Origin of the sequence: Thauera carbonicopians (assembly GCF_025699485.1) — a bacterium.
Classification (GTDB): Bacteria; Pseudomonadota; Gammaproteobacteria; order Burkholderiales; family Rhodocyclaceae; genus Thauera.
The window spans coordinates 83074-101868 of sequence record NZ_JANUXN010000006.1; the positions used below are offsets into that span (position 1 = coordinate 83074).

At 68.6% G+C, this 18795-nt stretch carries 19 protein-coding genes; 5 read left to right on the top strand and 14 right to left on the bottom strand.

Annotation, left to right across the window (positions count from 1 at the left end; all coding sequences use genetic code 11):
• Nucleotides 1-161 precede the first annotated feature (161 nt).
• The 13 genes from NX068_RS10380 to NX068_RS10440 all read right to left on the bottom strand — a co-directional run bounded on the left by NX068_RS10380 (nt 162) and on the right by NX068_RS10440 (nt 13249).
• The gene (locus NX068_RS10380; protein ID WP_263461200.1) at nt 162-2117 is read right to left on the bottom strand and encodes a PhoX family protein; all 1956 of its coding nucleotides are present in this window, start codon (nt 2115-2117) and stop codon (nt 162-164) included.
• Between the two features lie 106 nt (nt 2118-2223).
• Nucleotides 2224-2982 (bottom strand): type II secretion system protein N, encoded by a 759-nt coding sequence (gspN, locus tag NX068_RS10385; RefSeq protein WP_263461201.1) that lies wholly within the window; start codon nt 2980-2982, stop codon nt 2224-2226.
• The gene (locus NX068_RS10390) at nt 2982-3464 is read right to left on the bottom strand and encodes a type II secretion system protein GspM (protein WP_263461202.1); all 483 of its coding nucleotides are present in this window, start codon (nt 3462-3464) and stop codon (nt 2982-2984) included. Before NX068_RS10390 ends, gspN begins: the two co-directional genes overlap by 1 nt.
• A 159-nt stretch (nt 3465-3623) precedes the next feature.
• Nucleotides 3624-4961: a type II secretion system protein GspL gene (gene gspL / locus NX068_RS10395; RefSeq protein ID WP_263461203.1), complete on the bottom strand. Its 1338-nt coding sequence runs from the start codon at nt 4959-4961 to the stop codon at nt 3624-3626.
• On the bottom strand, nt 4958-5890 hold the full coding sequence (gene gspK / locus NX068_RS10400) for a type II secretion system minor pseudopilin GspK (protein ID WP_263461204.1): 933 nt from the start codon (nt 5888-5890) through the stop codon (nt 4958-4960). Before gspK ends, gspL begins: the two co-directional genes overlap by 4 nt.
• Nucleotides 5877-6452, bottom strand: a complete 576-nt coding sequence (locus NX068_RS10405) for a type II secretion system protein GspJ (RefSeq protein ID WP_263461205.1) — start codon at nt 6450-6452, stop codon at nt 5877-5879. Before NX068_RS10405 ends, gspK begins: the two co-directional genes overlap by 14 nt.
• Complete coding sequence (gspI, locus tag NX068_RS10410; RefSeq protein WP_263461206.1) at nt 6449-6826, bottom strand: type II secretion system minor pseudopilin GspI; 378 nt, start codon at nt 6824-6826, stop codon at nt 6449-6451. The genes NX068_RS10405 and gspI overlap by 4 nt, the downstream gene beginning before the upstream one ends.
• Complete coding sequence (locus NX068_RS10415; RefSeq protein WP_263461207.1) at nt 6823-7308, bottom strand: pilus assembly FimT family protein; 486 nt, start codon at nt 7306-7308, stop codon at nt 6823-6825. The genes gspI and NX068_RS10415 overlap by 4 nt, the downstream gene beginning before the upstream one ends.
• An 18-nt stretch (nt 7309-7326) precedes the next feature.
• Complete coding sequence (gene gspG / locus NX068_RS10420; protein ID WP_263461208.1) at nt 7327-7815, bottom strand: type II secretion system major pseudopilin GspG; 489 nt, start codon at nt 7813-7815, stop codon at nt 7327-7329.
• Between the two features lie 2 nt (nt 7816-7817).
• Entirely contained in the window at nt 7818-9020 is a 1203-nt protein-coding gene (gspF, locus tag NX068_RS10425; protein WP_263461209.1) for a type II secretion system inner membrane protein GspF, read from the bottom strand.
• A 13-nt stretch (nt 9021-9033) separates the two neighbouring features.
• Complete coding sequence (gene gspE, locus NX068_RS10430) at nt 9034-10488, bottom strand: type II secretion system ATPase GspE (RefSeq protein WP_263461210.1); 1455 nt, start codon at nt 10486-10488, stop codon at nt 9034-9036.
• Nucleotides 10485-12587 (bottom strand): type II secretion system secretin GspD, encoded by a 2103-nt coding sequence (gene gspD / locus NX068_RS10435; protein WP_442806727.1) that lies wholly within the window; start codon nt 12585-12587, stop codon nt 10485-10487. Before gspD ends, gspE begins: the two co-directional genes overlap by 4 nt.
• A gap of 164 nt (nt 12588-12751) precedes the next feature.
• Complete coding sequence (locus NX068_RS10440; RefSeq protein ID WP_263461212.1) at nt 12752-13249, bottom strand: type II secretion system protein N; 498 nt, start codon at nt 13247-13249, stop codon at nt 12752-12754.
• Between the two features lie 202 nt (nt 13250-13451).
• Here NX068_RS10440 and yoaA point away from each other — a divergent pair, with 202 nt between their 5' ends.
• From yoaA to moaE, 5 genes are all read left to right on the top strand, one after another.
• On the top strand, nt 13452-15413 hold the full coding sequence (gene yoaA / locus NX068_RS10445) for a DNA repair helicase YoaA (protein WP_263461213.1): 1962 nt from the start codon (nt 13452-13454) through the stop codon (nt 15411-15413).
• Between the two features lie 129 nt (nt 15414-15542).
• Nucleotides 15543-16052 carry a molybdopterin-guanine dinucleotide biosynthesis protein B gene (gene mobB / locus NX068_RS10450; protein ID WP_263461295.1) on the top strand — a complete coding sequence of 170 codons (510 nt, stop codon included), beginning with the start codon at nt 15543-15545 and terminating at the stop codon, nt 16050-16052.
• Nucleotides 16049-17254 (top strand): molybdopterin molybdotransferase MoeA, encoded by a 1206-nt coding sequence (locus tag NX068_RS10455; RefSeq protein WP_263461214.1) that lies wholly within the window; start codon nt 16049-16051, stop codon nt 17252-17254. Before mobB ends, NX068_RS10455 begins: the two co-directional genes overlap by 4 nt.
• Nucleotides 17255-17265: 11 nt before the next feature.
• Nucleotides 17266-17514 carry a molybdopterin converting factor subunit 1 gene (moaD, locus tag NX068_RS10460; RefSeq protein WP_263461215.1) on the top strand — a complete coding sequence of 83 codons (249 nt, stop codon included), beginning with the start codon at nt 17266-17268 and terminating at the stop codon, nt 17512-17514.
• 3 nt (nt 17515-17517) lie between these two features.
• Nucleotides 17518-17991, top strand: coding sequence for a molybdopterin synthase catalytic subunit MoaE (gene moaE, locus NX068_RS10465; protein WP_263461216.1), 474 nt, complete (start codon nt 17518-17520; stop codon nt 17989-17991).
• Between the two features lie 102 nt (nt 17992-18093).
• Here moaE and NX068_RS10470 read toward each other — a convergent pair whose 3' ends face one another.
• Complete coding sequence (locus tag NX068_RS10470; protein WP_263461217.1) at nt 18094-18597, bottom strand: phasin family protein; 504 nt, start codon at nt 18595-18597, stop codon at nt 18094-18096.
• Nucleotides 18598-18795: the final 198 nt, after the last annotated feature.

Consider the following 18795-nt stretch of genomic DNA (forward strand, 5'->3'; position numbering starts at 1 on the left):
GCTCGACCTCGCGGAGCACTTCCCCTCGGGGCTTTGAAGATGTCATCGATACAGAAACGCCCGGTACCGCATGGTCCGGGCGTTTTCGTGACGAGGTGCCGATCCTGCGACCGGATCGCCGGCCGCTGGAGCATCGGCAGCCGGGCCGGCCCTCTTCGGCCTCAGCTGCCGATCACACCGCCGTCATCCTTGGTGATGATGATGGTCGCCGAGCGCGGCACCGAGCTGCCGCCGTCCGGCCAGTGGCTGTCGCCGTCCTCGCCGGGGTGCTGGATGTTGATGAACATCGTCTTGCCGTCCGGGGTGAAGGTCTGGCCGGTCACCTCGCACTCCTTCGGGCCGACGAAGAAGCGGCGGATTTCCTTGCTGACCGGATCGGCGCACAGCATCTGGTTGTTGCCCTGGCCTTCGTATTCGCCGGCGTTGCTGTAGTTGCCGTCGGTCTGGATCCACAGCCGGCCGTCCGGGTCGAAGCCGAGGCCGTCGGGGCTGTTGAAGGTGTTGTCGGCGGTGACGTTGTCCGAGCCGGACTTCAGTTCGTTGCGGTCGGTGTATTTCACCGGATTGCCGGCGAGCACGAAGATGTCCCATTCGAAAGTGGTCGCCTTCGGATCGTTGCCGGCCTCGCGCCAGCGCACGATCTGGCCGTAGCGGTTCTGCGCGCGCGGGTTGGCTTCGTCGGTGACGCTGCGGCCCGAGTTGTTCGTCAGCGTGACATAGACTTCGCCGCTGTCCGGATGCACCGCGACCCATTCGGGGCGGTCCATCTTGGTCGCGCCGACCGCATCGCCGGCGAGGCGGGCATGAATCAGCACCTCGGCCTGGTTGGCGAAACCGGCCAGTTCCGGCGTGGTGCCGTGGTCGAGCAGCACCCATTCGCCATCGCCCATGAAGTCGCCGCTGACCGCGCCATCCTTGAATTTGGCGACGTAGAGCTTGCCCGAGTCGAGCAGGTTGGCGTTGTTGCGCTGGTCGCCGGCCACGTACTTGCCGTCGGAGACGAACTTGTAGATGTAGTCGTTCGCCTGGTCGTCGCCCATGTAGACCACCACGGTGCCGTCCGCGGCGATGCGGTAGGCGGCATTCTCGTGCTTGATGCGGCCCAGCGCGGTGCGCTTCTTCGGCGTCGATTCGGCATCGAAGGGGTCGATCTCGACGATCCAGCCGAAGCGGTTGGATTCGTTCGGCTCCTTCTTGTAGTCGAAGCGGTCGTGGAACAGTTCCCAGCCGTAGGCGGTGGCGCCGGAGGACAGGCCGTAGCGCTTCTGCGCGGCGCTGCGGCCGTCACCGGCGATGGTGGTGCCGAAGTAGGTGTTGAAGTTCTCCTCGCAGGCGAGGTAAGTGCCCCACGGCGTCCAGCCGTTGCCGCAGTTGTTGAAAGTGCCCAGCGCGAGGGTGCCGGTGGGGTCGGCGCTGGTCTGCAGCAGCGCATCGCCGGCCGCCGGGCCGGTCAGGCGCATCGGCGTGGCGGCGGTGATGCGGCGGTTGTAGCGCGAGCCGAGCTTGATCTCCCACTTGCCCGCGGCGTTTTTTGCGATGTGGATCACCGACACGCCGTGCGCGTTGATCGCCTTGTTGGCCTGGTCGAGCGTGGTGATCGTGGTGTCCTGGGTGCCGAACAGCCAGGTGTAGGTCGCGGCACCGCTGGTGGTGACGTATTCGTGGTTCATCACCAGCAGGCCTTCGTCGCTGTTGCCTTCGGTCAGCGGGAAGAAGTGCATGCCGTCGTGGTTGTCGCCGACCTGGCGGGCCTGGGCGGCGGCATCGTCGCGGCCGTTCTGCCACGCCGGGTCGCCGGCGAACAGCGGCGTGCCCCAGGGCGCGAACACGGTGGCGGTGTAGCCGGCGGCGATGCGCACGTCGTCGCCGGTGAAGATCGGGATCGCCTGGAAGCCGAGCAGCGAAGCCGGTTCCTGCGGGGTTTCGGCGACGTCGTCATCGTCGTCGTCATCGCTGTTACAGGCCGACAGCGAGCCGGCCAGGAAAACGGCGGCCGACAGCCCCAGCCCGCTTTTCAGGAAGCCGCGGCGGCTGACGGCGCGTTCGACGACGGCCTGGAAGTGCTCGTTGTCGGAAGTGTTGCTCGGCAGGTCTTCGAGCATTTCAAGCTTGTTCATTGGCTTCATTTCTCCAGGTTGGGATCCAGCGAGCGAGGATTCTCGTCATGCCGCGTTACGACACGGTGAAGCTTTCCTTACCGCTGTGTGCTGCGGGTGCGGCAACTCACCAGGAGAAGCGCAGTGCACCGTCCGCTGCCGGGCGCGCGAGGTCGGCAGTCAGCGCGCCGATCTGGCGCAGCAGCTCGCGCTCGCCAGCCAGGGTGATCTCGCCCTTGCTGCGTCCGTCCGGTTTCACGTCGACCTTGCCGGCGGCCGTCAGCCGGTTGCGTTCGTCGCCGGCGAGGGCGAGCCTCAGGCCACCGGCGCCGGCATCGGCGTCGAGTGTGTAGCTTCCCAAGCGCGCATCCGGCAGCACGTCCAGCGACAAGGCGGCCACCGTGAGCTGCAGCCGGCCATCGCAGGCGAGCGCCCAGTTGCAGCGTTCCAGCCTGCCGTTGGCATGCAGTTCGCCGTTCCAGCCGAGGCGGGCGGCCGGATGGGGCAGGGTCCGTAGCAGTGGCGCCAGCGGCAGGCCGGTGCCGGGCAGCTCGAGGTCGAAACCGCGTGGCGAGACGAGCAGCCTGGCGGGAGGCTGCTCGTCGACGGCAAGCGCAAGCGCGATGCGGCCTCGCCATAGCTCGCCGAAGTCGAAGCGCCAGGCGATCTCGGCCCAGGGGCGGAAATTGCCCGCCTCGCGCTCGACCAGCAGCCCGCTGCCGCGCCACAGCGTGCCCTGGCCGGCGCTCAGCCGGATACGGCCTTCGCTCACGCGCTCCAGGCCGCGATCCAGCAGCGAGGCCGGTGCGCAGGCGATGGCGAAGCCCAGCACCAGGCCCGTCAGACACAGTGCGCGCAAGGCCGGGGAAGTCGCCAGGGTCCGCATCAGCGCGTCATGCCGTCGCGGTCGAGCACGGCGGTGTAGCGGCCGCCCGCAGCGCCGTCGAACTGCATTTCCGCGACCCGCAGGCCGTATTCGGCGTGGATTTCTCCCAGCCAGGGCAGCAGGAGGGGGAGAGCAGCGTGGCCGGCGATGTGGAAAGCCTGGCCGCCGCCGGCTTCGATGTCGACTTCGAGGCCGTGCGACGCGGCGCTGGCGCCCAGCAGCGCGGCATCGGCCACGGCGAGCGTGCGCGGCGCCTGGCGCAGCCGGGCGAGTTCGGCTGCGTCGCGCTCCATGCGCACGAGGCTTTCGGCGAGCAGCGGAAGCTGGCGATCCAGGCGTGCCCGCTCGGCAAGCAGGCTTTCTGTACCGAGCAGCAGGACCACGGCCAGCACGACGGCGAGGGCGGTGCGCAGGGTGCGCCGTTCGCGTGGAGACAGGCGCTGCACGATCATGCGGCAGCGTTCGGCGGGAGCGAAAGTCATCAGGGTTTTCATGTGGGCTCAGGCGATATCGGGATCGGGTGGAATGTTGCCGGAGCGGCGATCACGGGCTGGACGGCAAGGAACTGCATCGATGCAGTGGGCCGGGAGCGGCGCCGAGTGATGGACACCGGGGAGGGGCGGGCCGGAAAAGACATGGAATCAAGGGGTCGGAGACAGCCTCAGCCGCCGGCCGTCGCCTTCCGCTGCCACCGTGAAGCCGCGCCGGACGAGGCGGGTGCCGAGTGCCGGGTTCGACGGGGAAGCGGTGCTGGGCGTGGCCGGCAGGTCGACGCTCAGGCCTCGATCGCGGTAGCTGAAGGCGGTGGGCAGGGTGCCGCTTGCGTCGACGACGGCGCCGAGCATGGACAGCATGTCGTCTTCGGCCAGTTCGCCCTGCATGCGGCGCGCATCGCGCAAGGCGCGCTGAAGCTGGCGCGCCGGAGCGACGGCGGGCATGCCGGGCAGGGCGCCGGCAAACACCCGTGCCTGGCGCTGCTCCAGCCGGGCGAGCTCGGTCCGGTCGGCGAACAGGCTGGCAATCGTGGCGATGCCGGCCAGTGCCAAGGCGCCAGCGGCGGTGAGGGCAGGCCAGCGCAGCCGGGCCCACAAGCCGGCGCCGGGGCCGGCCTTGGGTGCGAAGCCGCCGTGCAGCAGCGTATGCGCCCGTGCGCTGCGTGCCCATACCGCAGCGAAATCGATGGACTGCATGCCGACGCCGGTGCGTCGGGCAAGGGTGTCGCAACAGGCCGGCGGCAGCGGCGGCACGAAAGCGAGCTCGATACGCTGCGGCATGCGGCTGCCCGGGTCGGCAAGGGCGAGGGCCAGCAAATCGGCGATCGCCGCCGTCCGCCCGTCGCCGCTGCCGCCGTTCTTTTCATCCTCGCTGCTTCCAGGCTCTCCATCCTCGTCAGCGGAGTCAAGGCCGGGAGGCGGCAGATCGATGGCGATCGCGTCGCCGCCGCCGGTGCGCAGCGCCATGCTGCAGCCGTCGCCGCTTGCCAGTTGCCAGCATTCGGCGCTGGCCGCGAGGCAGTCGAAAATGCTCACCGCGCGCAACAAGGGGCGTTCGAGGGCGTCGAACTGGGCGCAGATCCGGCGCAGGCGGGCGGCATCGACCACCAGCAGCTCGAGCCGCCGTGCGGCCGGATTGCTGCTGTCGTTCGTCGCATCGTCTGTATTTTCGCTGTTCGCGGTGCCGCTGCCGGAGGATTCGGCGATGACGGTGACGTGCTCGTGGTCGACGTCGCGCGCAAGCCGGGCTTCGAGCGCGTAGGCGATCAGCGCCGGGCGGTCCTTGCGCTTGCCCGGCGGCACGGTGATGCTCAGCAGCCGGGTCTGGGCGCCGTCGAGGATGGCGACGTGTTCGTCCGCCGGCGGCCAGTGCCGGGGGGCGCTGCGGCCGTGCTGGCTGCCGCCGTCGCGCGTGCTAAGGCGCCACTCGCATTCGGGTATGCGCGGCCAGTGTTCGGGGATCAGCAGCGTGAGGCGGGATTTCATTCGTAGCGGTACCAGAGAAGAGTCGGCCAGTTCCGTTCGCGGTCGAGCAGCGCATGCAGGCGGGTAATGGCCTGACCGTAGGCGGCATGGATGTCGACGCGGAAGTAGCGGCTGCGCACGTCGAGCACCTCCCGGCCGGGCGCTATGGCGCCTTCGCCGAGACGGGCGTGGAAATCGCCGGGATTGCGGTACCAGATGCGTTCGCGCTCGGCGGCGAGCAGGCGGGCCTGGTCGAGAGGCAGCCCTTCGACGACTGCTGCGAGCACTTCCGGCGTGGCGGTGTTGGCGTTGATCGGCGCGCCGGCAGGCAGTGCGGCGAGGTGCGGCGCCAGCGTGGCGAGAATGTCGGCATCGAAGCCCGGCAGGCGCAGCAGCTCGTCGACCGAAGTCAGTAGCGAGCCGTAGCGGGCTGCCGGGCTGCCATTTGCCGATGTGCCTGTTTCGGTTGACGAAGGCGGTGTGCGCAGATGGACATCGAGCGCATGCACCAGCCGTGTTGCGGTCCCCGCATCGCCGAGTACGAAGGCGAACAGCCGTTCGCAATGTGTCCGTGCAGTGCCGTGCAGGCGCCGCGAGGGGTGCAGCGCATTGAGGTCGAAGCGCCCCGACAGCTCGCTGATGTGGCCGCCGATGATGCCTGCGGCGGGGTCGCCGTCGATCGGCGTCGGCGGAATCCGGATCGCCCAGGCTTCGCCCGGATGGTCGCTGCTGCTGTTGCGTCCGTCCTGCGCCAGCACGCTGCGCGCCCAGTCCACTGCGCCGAGGGCGAGCTGGCGCGACTGGGCCTGCTCGTGGCGGCCGGCGTGGATGTCGTAGGCGTGGCCGAAATCGGCGAGCGCAGCCGCCGCCAGCATCGCCGCCAGGCTGGTTGCCAGCAGCGCGAGGATGATGGCGGCGCCACGCTGGCGCGAGCGTTCAGCGCAGCGCATAGGTCCGCTGCAGCGTGCCGGCATCGGGCAGATCCAGTTCCAGCGTGACCGCGGCGGGCAGCAGCGGCGCGGCGGCCTCGTCCTGCAGCGGCCAGTTGTCGTACCAGCGGCCTTCGTGCAGGAAGCGCCAGCGCACGGCATCGACTTCGTCCAGCAGCGTCAGACGCTCAGGCGCGGCGGTGGGGTTACTGCCGTCCCACAGCCACCATTCGAGCCTGCGCCCGATCAGCAGGAAGCGGGCGCGAGCGGGCAGGCCGTCCTGTCCTGCCGGCATGGTGAAATCCAGCACGCCGGTCATGCCGGAGGTGCTGCCTGAGGTGCCGTCGGTGTCCAGCCGCAGGGCACCGGCTGCCGGCACGATCTGCTGCAGTTCGTTGCCGATGCGGTGCGCAGCGCTGGAAATCGCGCGCCAGCGTTCGAATTCGGCGCCGACGTGCTGGCGCGCATCGGCAAGCTGGCTGGTGGCCTTCCAGGTCAGCATGCCCAGCACCGCGAACACGGCCAGCGCGACCATCACTTCGATCAGGGTCAGGCCGCGTTGTGCGGCGGTCGTGGTCTTCATCGCGGCGGCCTCACGGCGAAGCCGGTCATGTTCGCCAGCGGCCTGCCATCGGCCGCGTGAACCTCGACTTTCACGCGTTGGAACAGCGGATTCGGCGTGCCGCTGACCGTTTCGGTCCAGCGGTAGCGCTGCCCGCCCATCGGGCTCTCGCCGCGGCGCTGGCCGACGGACGGCCAGGCCTGGCCGGCGCGCAGTTCGGCGAGGCGGTTTTCCGCCACCCAGGACGCCAGCGTGTGTTCGCGCAGGCTGGCGGCAGCCGCGACGGTGCCGCCCATTGCGCGTGTCGCAGCGGTCAGCGCGAGCGCGACGATGGCGAGCGCGACCAGGGTTTCGAGCAGCGTGAAGCCGGCGGCGGGATGTCTCGTCGCTTTCATGCCGGCGGCCGTGCGGTGCCGTGCCGCACGCGGCCGGTGATGTCGCAGTCGAGTATGTGCAGCGTGTTGCCGTGACGCAGTTGCAGGCGGTAGCTTGGCGGCCGGCTGCCGAAGACGATGCGGTGGTGCAGCGGCGAGGCGAGGGCGCGCTGGCCGCCGATGTACAGGCCTGCCCAGTCGAGGCCTTCGGGCAACTGCCTCGGCGCCAGCAGCGTATCGGTCTCCAGCGCGCGCCATTCGCCGTGGCGGTCGAGCTCGGCGAAGCGGTAGCCGTCGGCAGCGAATTCGAGCGCCAGCCGATGGCCGCGGATCTCGGCGCGCGCGGCGGCGGTTTCCAGCGCGCGGCGCAGGTGCTCGACGGCCGCCTGCGGATCGTGCGCGCGCACGCTGTCGACCATCAGGCCGATGCCGCTGGCCGCGATGCCGAGCACCAGCAGCGTCACCATCAGTTCGACCAGCGTGAAGCCGTGCTGCCTGGACATGGTTCGGGGCTGGCGTGCTCAGGGCTGCCAGGAGCCGATGTCGGCATCGAAGCCTTCGCCGCCGCTGCGGCCGTCCGCGCCCAGGCTCATGACGTCGACTTCGCCGTTGATGCCGGGGTTGAGGTACTGGTAGGGGTTGCCCCAGGGGTCGGCCGGCAGGCGTTCGACGTAGGGTTTCCAGTTGTCGGGCAACGGCGCGATGGTCGGCCGCAGGACCAGCGCGTTCAGCCCTTGTTCGGTGCTCGGGTAGCGGCGGTTGTCGAGCTTGTAGAGCTTCAGCGCCTGCATCAGCGAGGCGATGTCCTGGCGGGCGGCGACGACGCGCGCTTCGTCCGGCCGGCTCATGACCCGCGGCACCACCAGCGCGGCGAGCACGCCGAGGATGACGATCACGATCATGACTTCGATCAGCGTAAAGCCGCGCAGCAAGTGCGGACGACGGAAACTCAGGGCCGAAGGACGATGTGGGGCCGAATCGACGACGAGATTTGGGGTGGCGGTGGACATGTTTACCTCATCAAGGTGTTAATTTCGATGATCGGCTGCATCACCGCGAGCACGATCAGCAGCACGACCGCGCCCATCAGCAGCAGCAGCGCGGGTTCGATCAGGCTGGTCAGCGTCGCGGTGCGGGCTTCGAGTTCCTGCTGCTGCAGGCGGGCGGCCTTGTCGAGCAGCGGCGCGATCTGGCCGGTGGCTTCGCCGTTGGCGATCATGTGCAGCAGCAGCGGCGGGAAGGCGCGGGTCGCGGCCAGCGCGCGCGACAGGCCGACGCCTTCGCGCACCCTGCCGGCGGCGCTGGCGATCGCCTGGCGCAGCGGGATGCGCTGCACCACGCGGCCGCCGGCTTCGAGCGCGGCCAGCAGCGGCACGCCGCTGCCGACGAGGATGGACAGGGTGCTGGCGAAGCGGGCGGCGTCGAGCGTGCGCAGGTGGCGGCCGATCAGCGGCAGGCGCAGCAGCAGGCGGTCGACGCGCAGGCGGAAGGCCGGCTTGCGCAGCGCGGCGGCGAAGGCCAGGCCGAGGCCGCCCACGGCGGCGGCGAGCAGCGCGCCGTAATGCTGGATGAAGGCGGACAGCGCGATCATGATCCGCGTCAGCGGCGGCAGGCTCTGGCGGCTCTGCTCGAACACGCCGACCACCTGCGGCACCACCCAGACCATCAGCGCGATGACGATCGCCAGCGCGACGATGGCGACCAGCACCGGGTAGATCAGCGCCTGCAGCGTCCTGCGCCGCAGCGCCTCGCTTTGTTCGAGATGGTCGGCCAGCTGCATCATCACCCGCGGCAACTCGCCGGAGCGCTCGCCGGCGGCGACCGAGGCGCGGTACAGCGGCGGAAAGGCCTTGGGGAAGCGTTCGAGCGCGGCGCTGAGGCTGTGGCCGGCGACGATCTCGCTGCGCACGCCGGCCAGGATCCGCCGTGCCGCTTCCTGCTCGGCCTGCTCGATCAGCGCCGCCAGCGCATGTTCGGCGGTGAGACCGGATGCCAGCAGCGTGGCCCATTGGCGCGACAGCAGCGTCAGTTCGGCGGCCGGCAGGCGGGCGCCCCTGGCGCTGCTGCTCGTGCCGCTGCCGACCGGGTCGGCTTGCAGCGGCGCGAGGCCGCGTTCGCGCAGCGCGGCGCGCGCGGCGCGCGGGCTCTCGGCCTCGATCACGCCGCGCTGCTCGCGGCCTGAGCCGTCGAGGGCGCGGTACTGGAATGCGGCCATGCCTGAGGTCCTCTCAGTCGCGCATCACGCGCTGCAGTTCGTCGAGCGAGGTCGTGCCGGCGTGCACGTGGCGCATGCCGTCGTCCACCAGCGAGCGAGCGCCGGCAGCGCGGGCGGCGCGGCGCAGTTCGGCTTCCTGGCGGCCGTCGTGGATCAGCGCCTCGAGTTGACCGTCGACCCGCATCAGTTCGTAGATGCCGATGCGGCCGCGGTAGCCGCCGTTGCCGCAGTGGCTGCAGCCTTGTGCGCGCCAGTGTGTTGGTGTGCCACCGGCCTCGGTGGCGGCGAGCGTGTCCGGCGTCCTGCACGCCGGGCACAGCTTGCGCACCAAGCGCTGGGCCAGCACGCCGCGCAGCGTGGAGGCGAGCAGGAAAGGCTCGACGCCCATGTCGATCAGGCGTGTCACTGCCGACGGGGCGTCGTTGGTGTGCAGCGTCGCCAGCACCAGGTGGCCGGTCAGGCTGGCCTGCACCGCGATGCGCGCGGTCTCCAGGTCGCGGATCTCGCCGATCATGATCACGTCCGGGTCCTGGCGCAGGATGGCGCGCAGCGCGCGGGCGAAATCGAGTTCGATGCGCGGGTTGACCTGGATCTGGCCGACGCCCGGCAGGTCGAATTCGACCGGATCCTCGACGGTGACGATGTTCAGGCGGCTGGCGTCGAGCGTGCGCAGCGCGGCGTACAGCGTGGTGCTCTTGCCCGAGCCGGTGGGGCCGGTGACCAGCAGGATGCCGTGCGGCTGGGCGAGCAGGTCCTGGAAGGCAGCTTCGGTGTCGCCATCCATGCCGAGGGCGTCGAGGCCGAGTTGGCCGGTCGACTTGTCCAGCAGGCGCAGCACCAGGCGTTCGCCGTGGGTGGTCGGCAGCGTCGATACCCGGACGTCGATCTGCCTGCCGGCCAGGCGCAGGCCGATGCGGCCGTCCTGCGGCAGGCGTTTTTCGGCGATGTCGAGATTGGCCATGATCTTGATGCGCGAGGCCATCGCCGCATGCAGGCCGCGGTGCGGGTGGGCGATGTCCTGCAGCACGCCGTCGCGGCGCAGCCGCACCACCGAAGCCTGCTCGTAGGGTTCGATGTGCACGTCCGAGGCGCGGTCGCGCACCGCCTGCGCCAGCAGCGCGTTGATCATGCGGATGATGGGGGCGTCATCCTGGCTGTCGAGCAGGTCTTCGACCGCCGGCATCTCGGTCATCAATTGCTCGAGATCGACTTCTTGGCCGACGTCGGCGACGACTTCGGCGGCGTTGCGTTCGCCGTTGCCGTAGGCCTCGGCAAGCTGGGCGTCGAACTGGGCGCGGGCGAGGGTGTGGAACTTCAGCGGCAGCGCCAGCACGCGCCGCGCTTCGGCCAGTGCGCCGAGGCCGGCATCCTCGCGCAGCGCGACTTCGGCATGGTCGGCATGCAGGGCGCGGACCAGGATGCCGTGGCTGCGGGCGAAGCCGTAAGGCAGCGGGGCGGCGCTGCTCATCGTCGCTCGTCCGCGCTGACGCTGCCGGTCGGCGCGGGGCGGATCAGCAGTTCGGCCACCGGAGTGATCCGTGCCTCGACGATCGGCGGCAGTTCGGGCGGCGCCGGCTCGCCGCGCATCAGATCGTCGGCCGAAGCGCTCGCGCGCTGCTGGCCGATCACGTAGTCGTAGCGCGACTGGCTCAGCGCGGCATAACTGTCGCGGTCGCGCAGGATCACCGGGCGCAGGAACACCACCAGGTTCGTCTTGCTGCGCTTGCGCGTGTTGTAGCGGAACAGGCTGCCGGCGACGGGCAGGTCGCCGAGCACCGGCACCTTTTCCTCGCCGCCGGAATAGCTGTCCTCGACCAGGCCGCCGAGGGCGATGATCGAACCGTCATCGACCAGTACCATCGATTCGATCGAGCGCTTGGTGGTGACCGGGCCGTTGGCGGCTTCGGCGCTGCCGAGCAGGGCCGAGGCTTCCTGGTAGATCTGCAGCCGGATCGAGCCGCCTTCGGAGATTTGCGGCCGCACCTGCAAGGTGAGGCCGACGTCGCGGCGCTCGATGGTCTGGAAGGGGTTGGCCGGCGTCGTGCCGCCGCCGGTGTTGGTGTATTGGCCGGTGACGAAGGGCAGGTTGCGGCCGACGACGATCTTGGCTTCCTCGTTGTCCAGCGTGACGATGTTCGGCGTGGACAGGATGTTAGCGCTGACCTCGTTCTCGAGGAAGCGTGCCAGCACGCCGAGGCTGAACACTTCGCCGATGCCGGGGATGTTGACCCGGCCGCCGCCGATGGCGATGTTGAGGCCGTTGCCGGGCAGGCTGGGTGTGCCGCCACTGGCGCTGCTGCCGATCAGCTGCAGCAGGTTGTTGCCGCCGCTGCCGAAGGCGGTGCCGCCGATGATGCCGACGGCGTTGCTGCCACTGCCGGACGAGCCGGCGCCGATCCATTGCAGGCCGAATTCGGCGGCGCGTTCGGTCGAGATCTCGGCGATCAGGGCTTCGATATAGACCTGGGCGCGGCGGCGGTCGAGCTGGTCGATGACCTGGCGCAGGTTGCGGTAGATCGCGTCCGGTGCATTGATGATCAGCGCGTTGTTGATCGGATCGGCCTGCACCGCGCCGGAACTTTCGCCCTGGAGCGGGGTGCTGCGCTGGCCGGCGGCCGTGACCATGCTTGCGCCGGTGGTGAGGCCGCCATCCGCTTCGGTGGATGTGCTGCGCGTCAGTGGCGTGGTGCCGCTTGCGCCGTCCGTGCCGCTGCGCGCCTCGCCGGCGAGCGCGGCGTTCAGGGTCGCGGCGACCTGGCGGGCGTCGGCATTGCGCAGATAGACGACGTGGATGTTGGCGCCGGCACCGGGGCGGTCGAGCGAGGCGATCAACTGGCGGATCGAACTGAGGCGGCTGGGGTTGTCCACCCGCACCAGCAGCGCGTTGCTGCGCGGCTCGGCCATGATGCGCGGTGCGTCGGGCCCGCCTTGCTGGCCGCCGCCAGCCTGTTCGCCCAGCAGCCGGGTCAGGATGGGGGCGAGATCGATCGCCACGGCATGCTGCAGCTCGAACACCGCGACGTCGCTCTGGCTGATGTCGATGGAGGAGATCACCGCGGCGATCTGCTCGATGTTCGATGCGTAGTCGGTGACGACCAGGGTGTTGTTCGAGGCAAAGGCGGTGACGGTGTTGTTGGGCGACACCAGCGGCCGCACGACACCGACCATTTGCGCGGCGGATTCGAACTTGAGCGGGAAGACCTGGGTCACCAGGCGGTCGCCGCGGGCGCCCTGGCTGCCGCGGCGGGCGGCGGACACCGGCGCGGCGTGCTGCTTGGCATCGGCTTCGGGCACGATCTTGATCACGCCTTCGCCTTCCACTGCGGTGAAGCCCTGCAGGCGCAGCGCCGACAGCAGGATCGGATAGCTGAGTTCGCGCGCGATCGGGGTGTTGGTGACGATGTTGAGCTTGCCCTTGACGCGCGGATCGATCAGGAAATTGCGTCCCGTCAGGCGCCCGACCGCATGGATGACGTCGTCGATGTCGGCGTTCTGGAAATTGAGCGAGACCGGTTCGCCTCCGGCCTGCGGCAAGGCCGAGGCGGCATACAGCGACAGTACGCACAGACAGCATGCCCGGAGCCAGCGCCCAATCGTCGAGCCAAAGATACGTGGTCGTAGGATGGGAAGAGCGAAGCGAATCCCATCGATCGGCGTTGAGAGGGGCTTCGGAGGACAGGAAAGCATTGTTGTTGGGGGAGAAGTTTTCAAGGCTTGTAGGTCTTCGGAAGTCATCGACCGGATGGGGGCTCATCGGCAGCATCTGTGCCACGCGCTTCGGCAAGGGCCAGCTCGACAGCCCGGCCATCGCGTTCGAGCACGACGCGATCCGGGCGGATGCCGATCAGCGCCCAGCCATCCGCCATGTTTTCGCCGGCAAGTACCGTGCGGCGCTGGCCGTCGGCCATTTGAAACAGGGCGAAGCCGCGCTCGCTGCCGAAGCCGGTCGCCAGGCCGACCAGCGTGAATGGCGGTGCGGCGGCCTGTGTTGCAGCGGCCACGGATGCGGATGGCGCGCCGTCGGCATGGCGCATGATCTTCGCCGCCACCGAGCGTGGGTCGGCGTCGTGATGGGGCAGGGCGATGAGCGGCGGTGTGCCCTGCCAGGCCCAGAATGCGCCGGCCGCGAGCCAGGCGACCAGACTCAGCGCCAGCAGCCAGGCCAGCGCGGGCAGCCAGGCCGATTCCACCACTGCAGTCCATCCGCGGTGGTTGCCAAGCCACTGCATGCCGTCTCCCGAGTCATTGTTGCAAGCACGTTTCTGTCACATTTCCAGACGGCTGGATCGTACAGAGCGGATATGAAGGAAATGTGATGATGCCCAGGAGGCATCGGCGCAGGCGTTATGTTGCTGTCTGGATGTACAGCATGTTGTGCGCGACCGGACGCCAGGCCTGTCATACAATTCCCTCTTTTTCCTCGCGACACTCATGACCGACATCGCCGCGGTGTTTGCCGAATCGGGGCCGCTCGCGGCTGCGATTCCCGGTTTCCGCGCCCGCCCGCAACAGATCGAGATGGCGCAGCAGATCGCCGAGGCGATCCGTGCCCATCGTGTGCTGGTGGCGGAAGCCGGCACCGGCACCGGCAAGACTTTCGCCTATCTCGCGCCGGCGCTGCTGGCGGGCGGCAAGGTCATCGTCTCCACCGGCACCAAGACGCTGCAGGACCAGTTGTTCAACCGTGACCTGCCGACCGTGCGGGCGGCGCTGAAGGTGCCGGTGTCGATCGCGCTGCTGAAGGGCAGGGCGAACTACGTCTGCCACTACCATCTGGACCGCAATGCCCGCGACGGCCGCTTCCTGACCCCGCAGGACGCCGCCGACCTGCGCGCCATCGCGCGTTTCGCCCAGATCACGCAGAGCGGCGACAAGGCCGAATGTACCGACGTGCGCGAGGATTCGATGGCCTGGCTGGCGGCGACTTCGACCCGCGACAACTGCCTGGGCCAGGACTGTCCGAACAAGGAAGAGTGCTTCGTCATGCAGGCGCGGCGCAATGCGATGGAAGCGGACGTCGTCGTCGTCAACCATCACCTGTTCTTCGCCGACGTGATGCTGCGCGACGAAGGCATGGGCGAGCTGCTGCCGGCCTGCAATGCGGTGATCTTCGACGAGGCCCACCAGTTGCCCGAAACCGCCAGCCTGTTCTTCGGCGAGAGCGTATCGACCGCCCAGGTGCTGGAGCTGGCGCGCGACACCCGCTCCGAGACGGTGGCCGCGGCGCGCGACTGCGTGGCGATGATCGACCAGACCCGCAACCTGGAAAAGGCTGCGCGCGACCTGCGGCTGGTGTTCGGCAACGACAGCGCGCGTCTGTCCGCGATCCAGGCCGCAGAGCGCGAGGGCTTCGACGCCCAGGTCGAGGCGCTGGAGAAGGCCCTCGGCGAATTCCATGCCGTGCTCGAGACCCAGGCCGAACGTTCCGAAGGCCTGGCCAACTGCCTGCGCCGCAGCGAGGAAATGATGGAGCGCCTCGCCCGCTGGCGGAACCCGGAAGACAAGGAGCTGATCCGCTGGGTCGAGGTCTTCAGCCAGTCGCTGGCGCTCAACGGCACGCCGCTGCACGTGTCGGACGTGTTCAAGCGCCAGCTCGAAGGCCATCCGCGCGCGTGGATCTTCACCTCGGCCACTCTGGCGGTCGGCAAGGCGGATTTCGGCCACTACTGCCGCGAACTCGGCCTGGCCTGGATGGACCCGCCGCCGATGACGTCGGTGTGGGGCAGCCCCTTCGACTACGGCGAGCAGGCGCTGCTGTACGCGCCGGCCGGCATGCCCGATCCGAATTCGCCCGACTATACCGAGCGCGTCGCCCGTGTCGCCCTGCCGCTGATCCGTGCCGCGCAAGGGCGAGCCTTCGTGCTGTGCACCTCGTTGCGTGCGATGCGCCGCATCCACGAACTGATCGTCGACGGCCTGCAGCAGAGCGGCGACGACCTGCCGGTGCTGCTGCAGGGCGAAGGTTCGCGCACCGAGCTGCTGGAGCGCTTCCGCCGCCTCGGCAATGCGGTGCTGGTCGCCAGCCAGAGCTTCTGGGAAGGCGTCGACGTGCCGGGCGACGCGCTGTCGCTGGTGGTCATCGACAAGCTGCCCTTCGCCTCGCCGGACGATCCGGTGCTGGCCGCGCGCGTCGAGCACATGCAGAAGCAGGGCCTCAGCCCTTTCATCCACCACCAGTTGCCGCGCACCGTCATCAACATGAAGCAGGGCGCCGGCCGCCTGATCCGCAGTGAGCGCGACCGCGGCGTGCTGTGCGTGTGCGATCCGCGCATGATCGACAAGTCCTACGGCAAGGTCGTCTGGCGCAGCCTGCCGCCGATGCGCCGCACCCGCGTCGAGGACGAGGCGGTGGCTTTCCTGCACACGCTGCCGCCGCCGAAAGCGGGGGATTGAGCCCGCCGCCGTTGCCGGCTTCGCCTTTCCGATTTGCCACGCGGCAAATGGTCGGGCAGGGCAAGGGGAGGGCCTTTGTTTGGTATCCTTCCCCTTTGCCAAACCCGTCAGGCGGGCTTTTTGTCCTCGATGAAAGTATTCGGCTTTGCCGGCTGGTCCGGCTCGGGAAAGACTACGCTGGTCGAACGCTTGATCCCGGAGTTCACCGCGCGCGGCTTGCGCGTGTCGGTGATCAAGCATGCCCATCACGGCTTCGATCTCGACAAGCCCGGCAAGGATTCGTGGCGCCACCGCGAAGCCGGCGCGACCCAGGTGCTGATGCTGTCCAACGACCGCTGGGTGTTGATGCACGAGCTGCGCGGCGCGCCGGAACCGACGCTGGACGAGCAGCTCCGCCTGCTGGCGCCCTGCGATCTGGTGCTGATCGAGGGCTACAAGGCCGCAGCGGTGCCCAAGCTGGAAATCCATCGCCCGGCGCACGGCAAGCCGCCGCTGTGGCCGGAGAACCCGCACGTGGTGGCGGTGGCCAGCGACGTGCCGGCCGCGGAAATCGGCATCGACTGCCCGCTGCCGCTGCTTCCGCTCAATGAGCCGGCCGTCATTGCCGGTTTCATCCTTGATCATCTGGATTTGCAATGAACGGCAACATCCTCTCCTTCGAAGAAGCACAGGAAAAACTGCTTGGCTTCGTCCGCCCGGTACGCGAGGTCGAGACCGTCGACACCATGATCGCCTGCGGCCGGGTACTGGCGGCGACGCTGCATTCGACCATCGACCAGCCGCCGATGGACAACTCCGCAATGGATGGCTACGCAGTGCGCGCTGCCGACGTGCCTGCAGCGGGTAGCCGCCTGCCGGTGAGCCAGCGCATTCCGGCAGGCAGCGTCGGCCATGCGCTGCAGCCCGGTACCGCTGCACGCATCTTCACCGGCGCGCCCTTGCCCGAAGGCGCCGATGCGGTGGTGATGCAGGAGCTGTGTCAACACGAAGGCGAAGATGTCGTCATCAACACCGTGCCGGCCGTCGGCGAATTCGTGCGCCGCCGGGGCCACGACGTCGCCGTCGGCGCCGAAGTGCTGCCGGCGGGCTTGCGCCTGACGCCCCAGGCGCTGGCGCTGGCCGCATCGGTCGGCGCGGCGCAACTGCCGGTGTATCGGCGCCTGAAAGTCGCGCTGTTCTCCACCGGCAGCGAACTGGTGATGCCGGGCGAGCCGCTGCCGCCGGGCGCGATCTACAACTCGAACCGTTTCATGCTGCGCAATCTGCTCACCGGCCTGGGCTGCGAGGTCGAGGATTTCGGCATCATCCCGGACAGCCTCGACGCCACCCGCGCAGTGCTGCGGCGGGCTGCCGAGGGCCACGACCTGATCCTGAGCAGCGGCGGCGTGTCGGTGGGCGAGGAGGATCACGTCAAGCCTGCGGTCGAAGCCGAAGGCAGCCTGGACCTGTGGAAGATCGCGATGAAGCCGGGCAAGCCGCTGGCGTTTGGCCGGGTGCATGGCGCCGCCTTCATCGGCTTGCCGGGCAACCCGGTGTCGAGCTTCGTCACCTTCCTGATGATGGTTCGCCCTTTCCTGCTGGCCAGCCAGGGCGCAGGCGAAGTGTTGCCGCAGTCGCTGATGCTGCGAGCCGATTTCGACTGGCCGAAACCCGACCGGCGGCGCGAGTTCCTGCGCGCGCGCATGAATGCGCAGGGCGGGGTGGAGCTGTTCCGGAACCAGGACTCGTCGGCGCTCAACTCGACGGTATGGGCCAACGGCCTGGTGGATATTCCGGCCGGTACGGTCGTGGCCAGAGGGGAAGCCGTCCGCTTCCTGCCCTATGCCGATCTGCTGCATTGAGGATCAAAACGATGAAAGTGCTGTATTTCGCCAGCCTGCGTGAAGCCGTGGGCCGTACGGACGAAGAGCTCGAGTTGCCGGCAGGTGTGACAACGGTGGGCGATCTGCGCGTCCACCTTGCCGCTCGCGGCGAGGGCTGGCAGGCGCTGGCCGAAGGGCGCAACGTGCGCGCGGCGCTCAACCAGCGCATGGTGGGGGCCGATGCGCTGGTGGCGGCGGGCGACGAAGTCGCGTTCTTCCCGCCGGTGACGGGAGGCTGAATCGTGCTCGCCAGCATCAGCGTACAGGAAGCGGATTTCGATCCGGGCACCGAACTCGCGGCCTTGAGCGCCGGTCGCCGGGATGTCGGCGCGCTGGCGAATTTCGTCGGCCTGGTGCGGGATGCCAATGACGGCAGCGGCGTCTCGGCGATGACGCTCGAGCACTATCCGGGCATGACCGAGAAGGCGCTGGGCGAGATCGTCGAGCAGGCCGGGCAGCGCTGGACGCTGCTGGGCGTGCGTGTCATCCACCGCGTCGGCCGGCTGGAGCCGGGCGATCGCATCGTCTTCGTCGGCGTCGCCAGCGCTCACCGCGGCGACGCCTTCGCCGCCTGCGAATTCATCATGGACTATCTGAAGACTCGTGCGCCGTTCTGGAAACGCGAGGAAACGCCGGCAGGCGCGCGCTGGGTCGAGGCGCGCGACAGCGACGATTCAGCGGCGGCGCGCTGGAGCGAGGCGGGCAAGCAGGGCTGATCCCCGGAAACGGGGGCCGGGCGAGAAGGAGATCGGTAAACGAGAAACGGCGCCTCGTCGGCGCCGTTTTCGTCGTTGCAGGCGTTTGCCTGTCGAGCGATGTTACTTGCGGCCCTTGGGCTGCTGCGTGAAAGCCTGGAAGGCTTCGGTCGAGGCACGCGTCATCTGCTCGAAAGCAGCGCGGGTGGTGTCCATCGCGGTCTGCATGGCGCCCAGGGCGTTCTGGTCGGAGATCGGCATGCCCTTGAACATCTTCTGCATGGCTTCGAACATGTCCTGGCTGCCGCTGGTCAGTTGCTCGCCGACCAGCTTGCCGAAGGCGGCCTGGGTGGTGGCGGTGATCTCGGCGATTTCGCGCGCACAAGCCAGCATCTTCTCGGTGGTGTTCTGCGCGTACTGGGTACGCAGATCCATCAGTGCCTTCGGATCCTTGGCAGAGGACTGAGCCTTGGCATTTTCCACGCCTTCCTCGAACAGGGTCTTGGCGGTGGTGACCTGGATTTCCATGATGCGCTGCGAGTTCTCGATGGAGAGCTGAGCAAGGCGCATCGCGGCCTCGAGATTCTTCTTTTGGAGCTCGTTGAATTGATCTTGCTTGCTGGCCATAAATTTTCTCCACTCGCGATATGGTTGTCTGAGGTTTCGCGAGGCGTCTCGTCGCCCTCCCGGAGCAATCAGAGTCCGGACCGTGCTGCTGTCCAGCTTCCCCCGCCTCGATGAGGACAATAGCACAGGCGATGCCTCGAAACCTCGCAATTCTTGAGCTGGAAATGCAAAACTCCTGAAAATGTTGCACTGCAACAA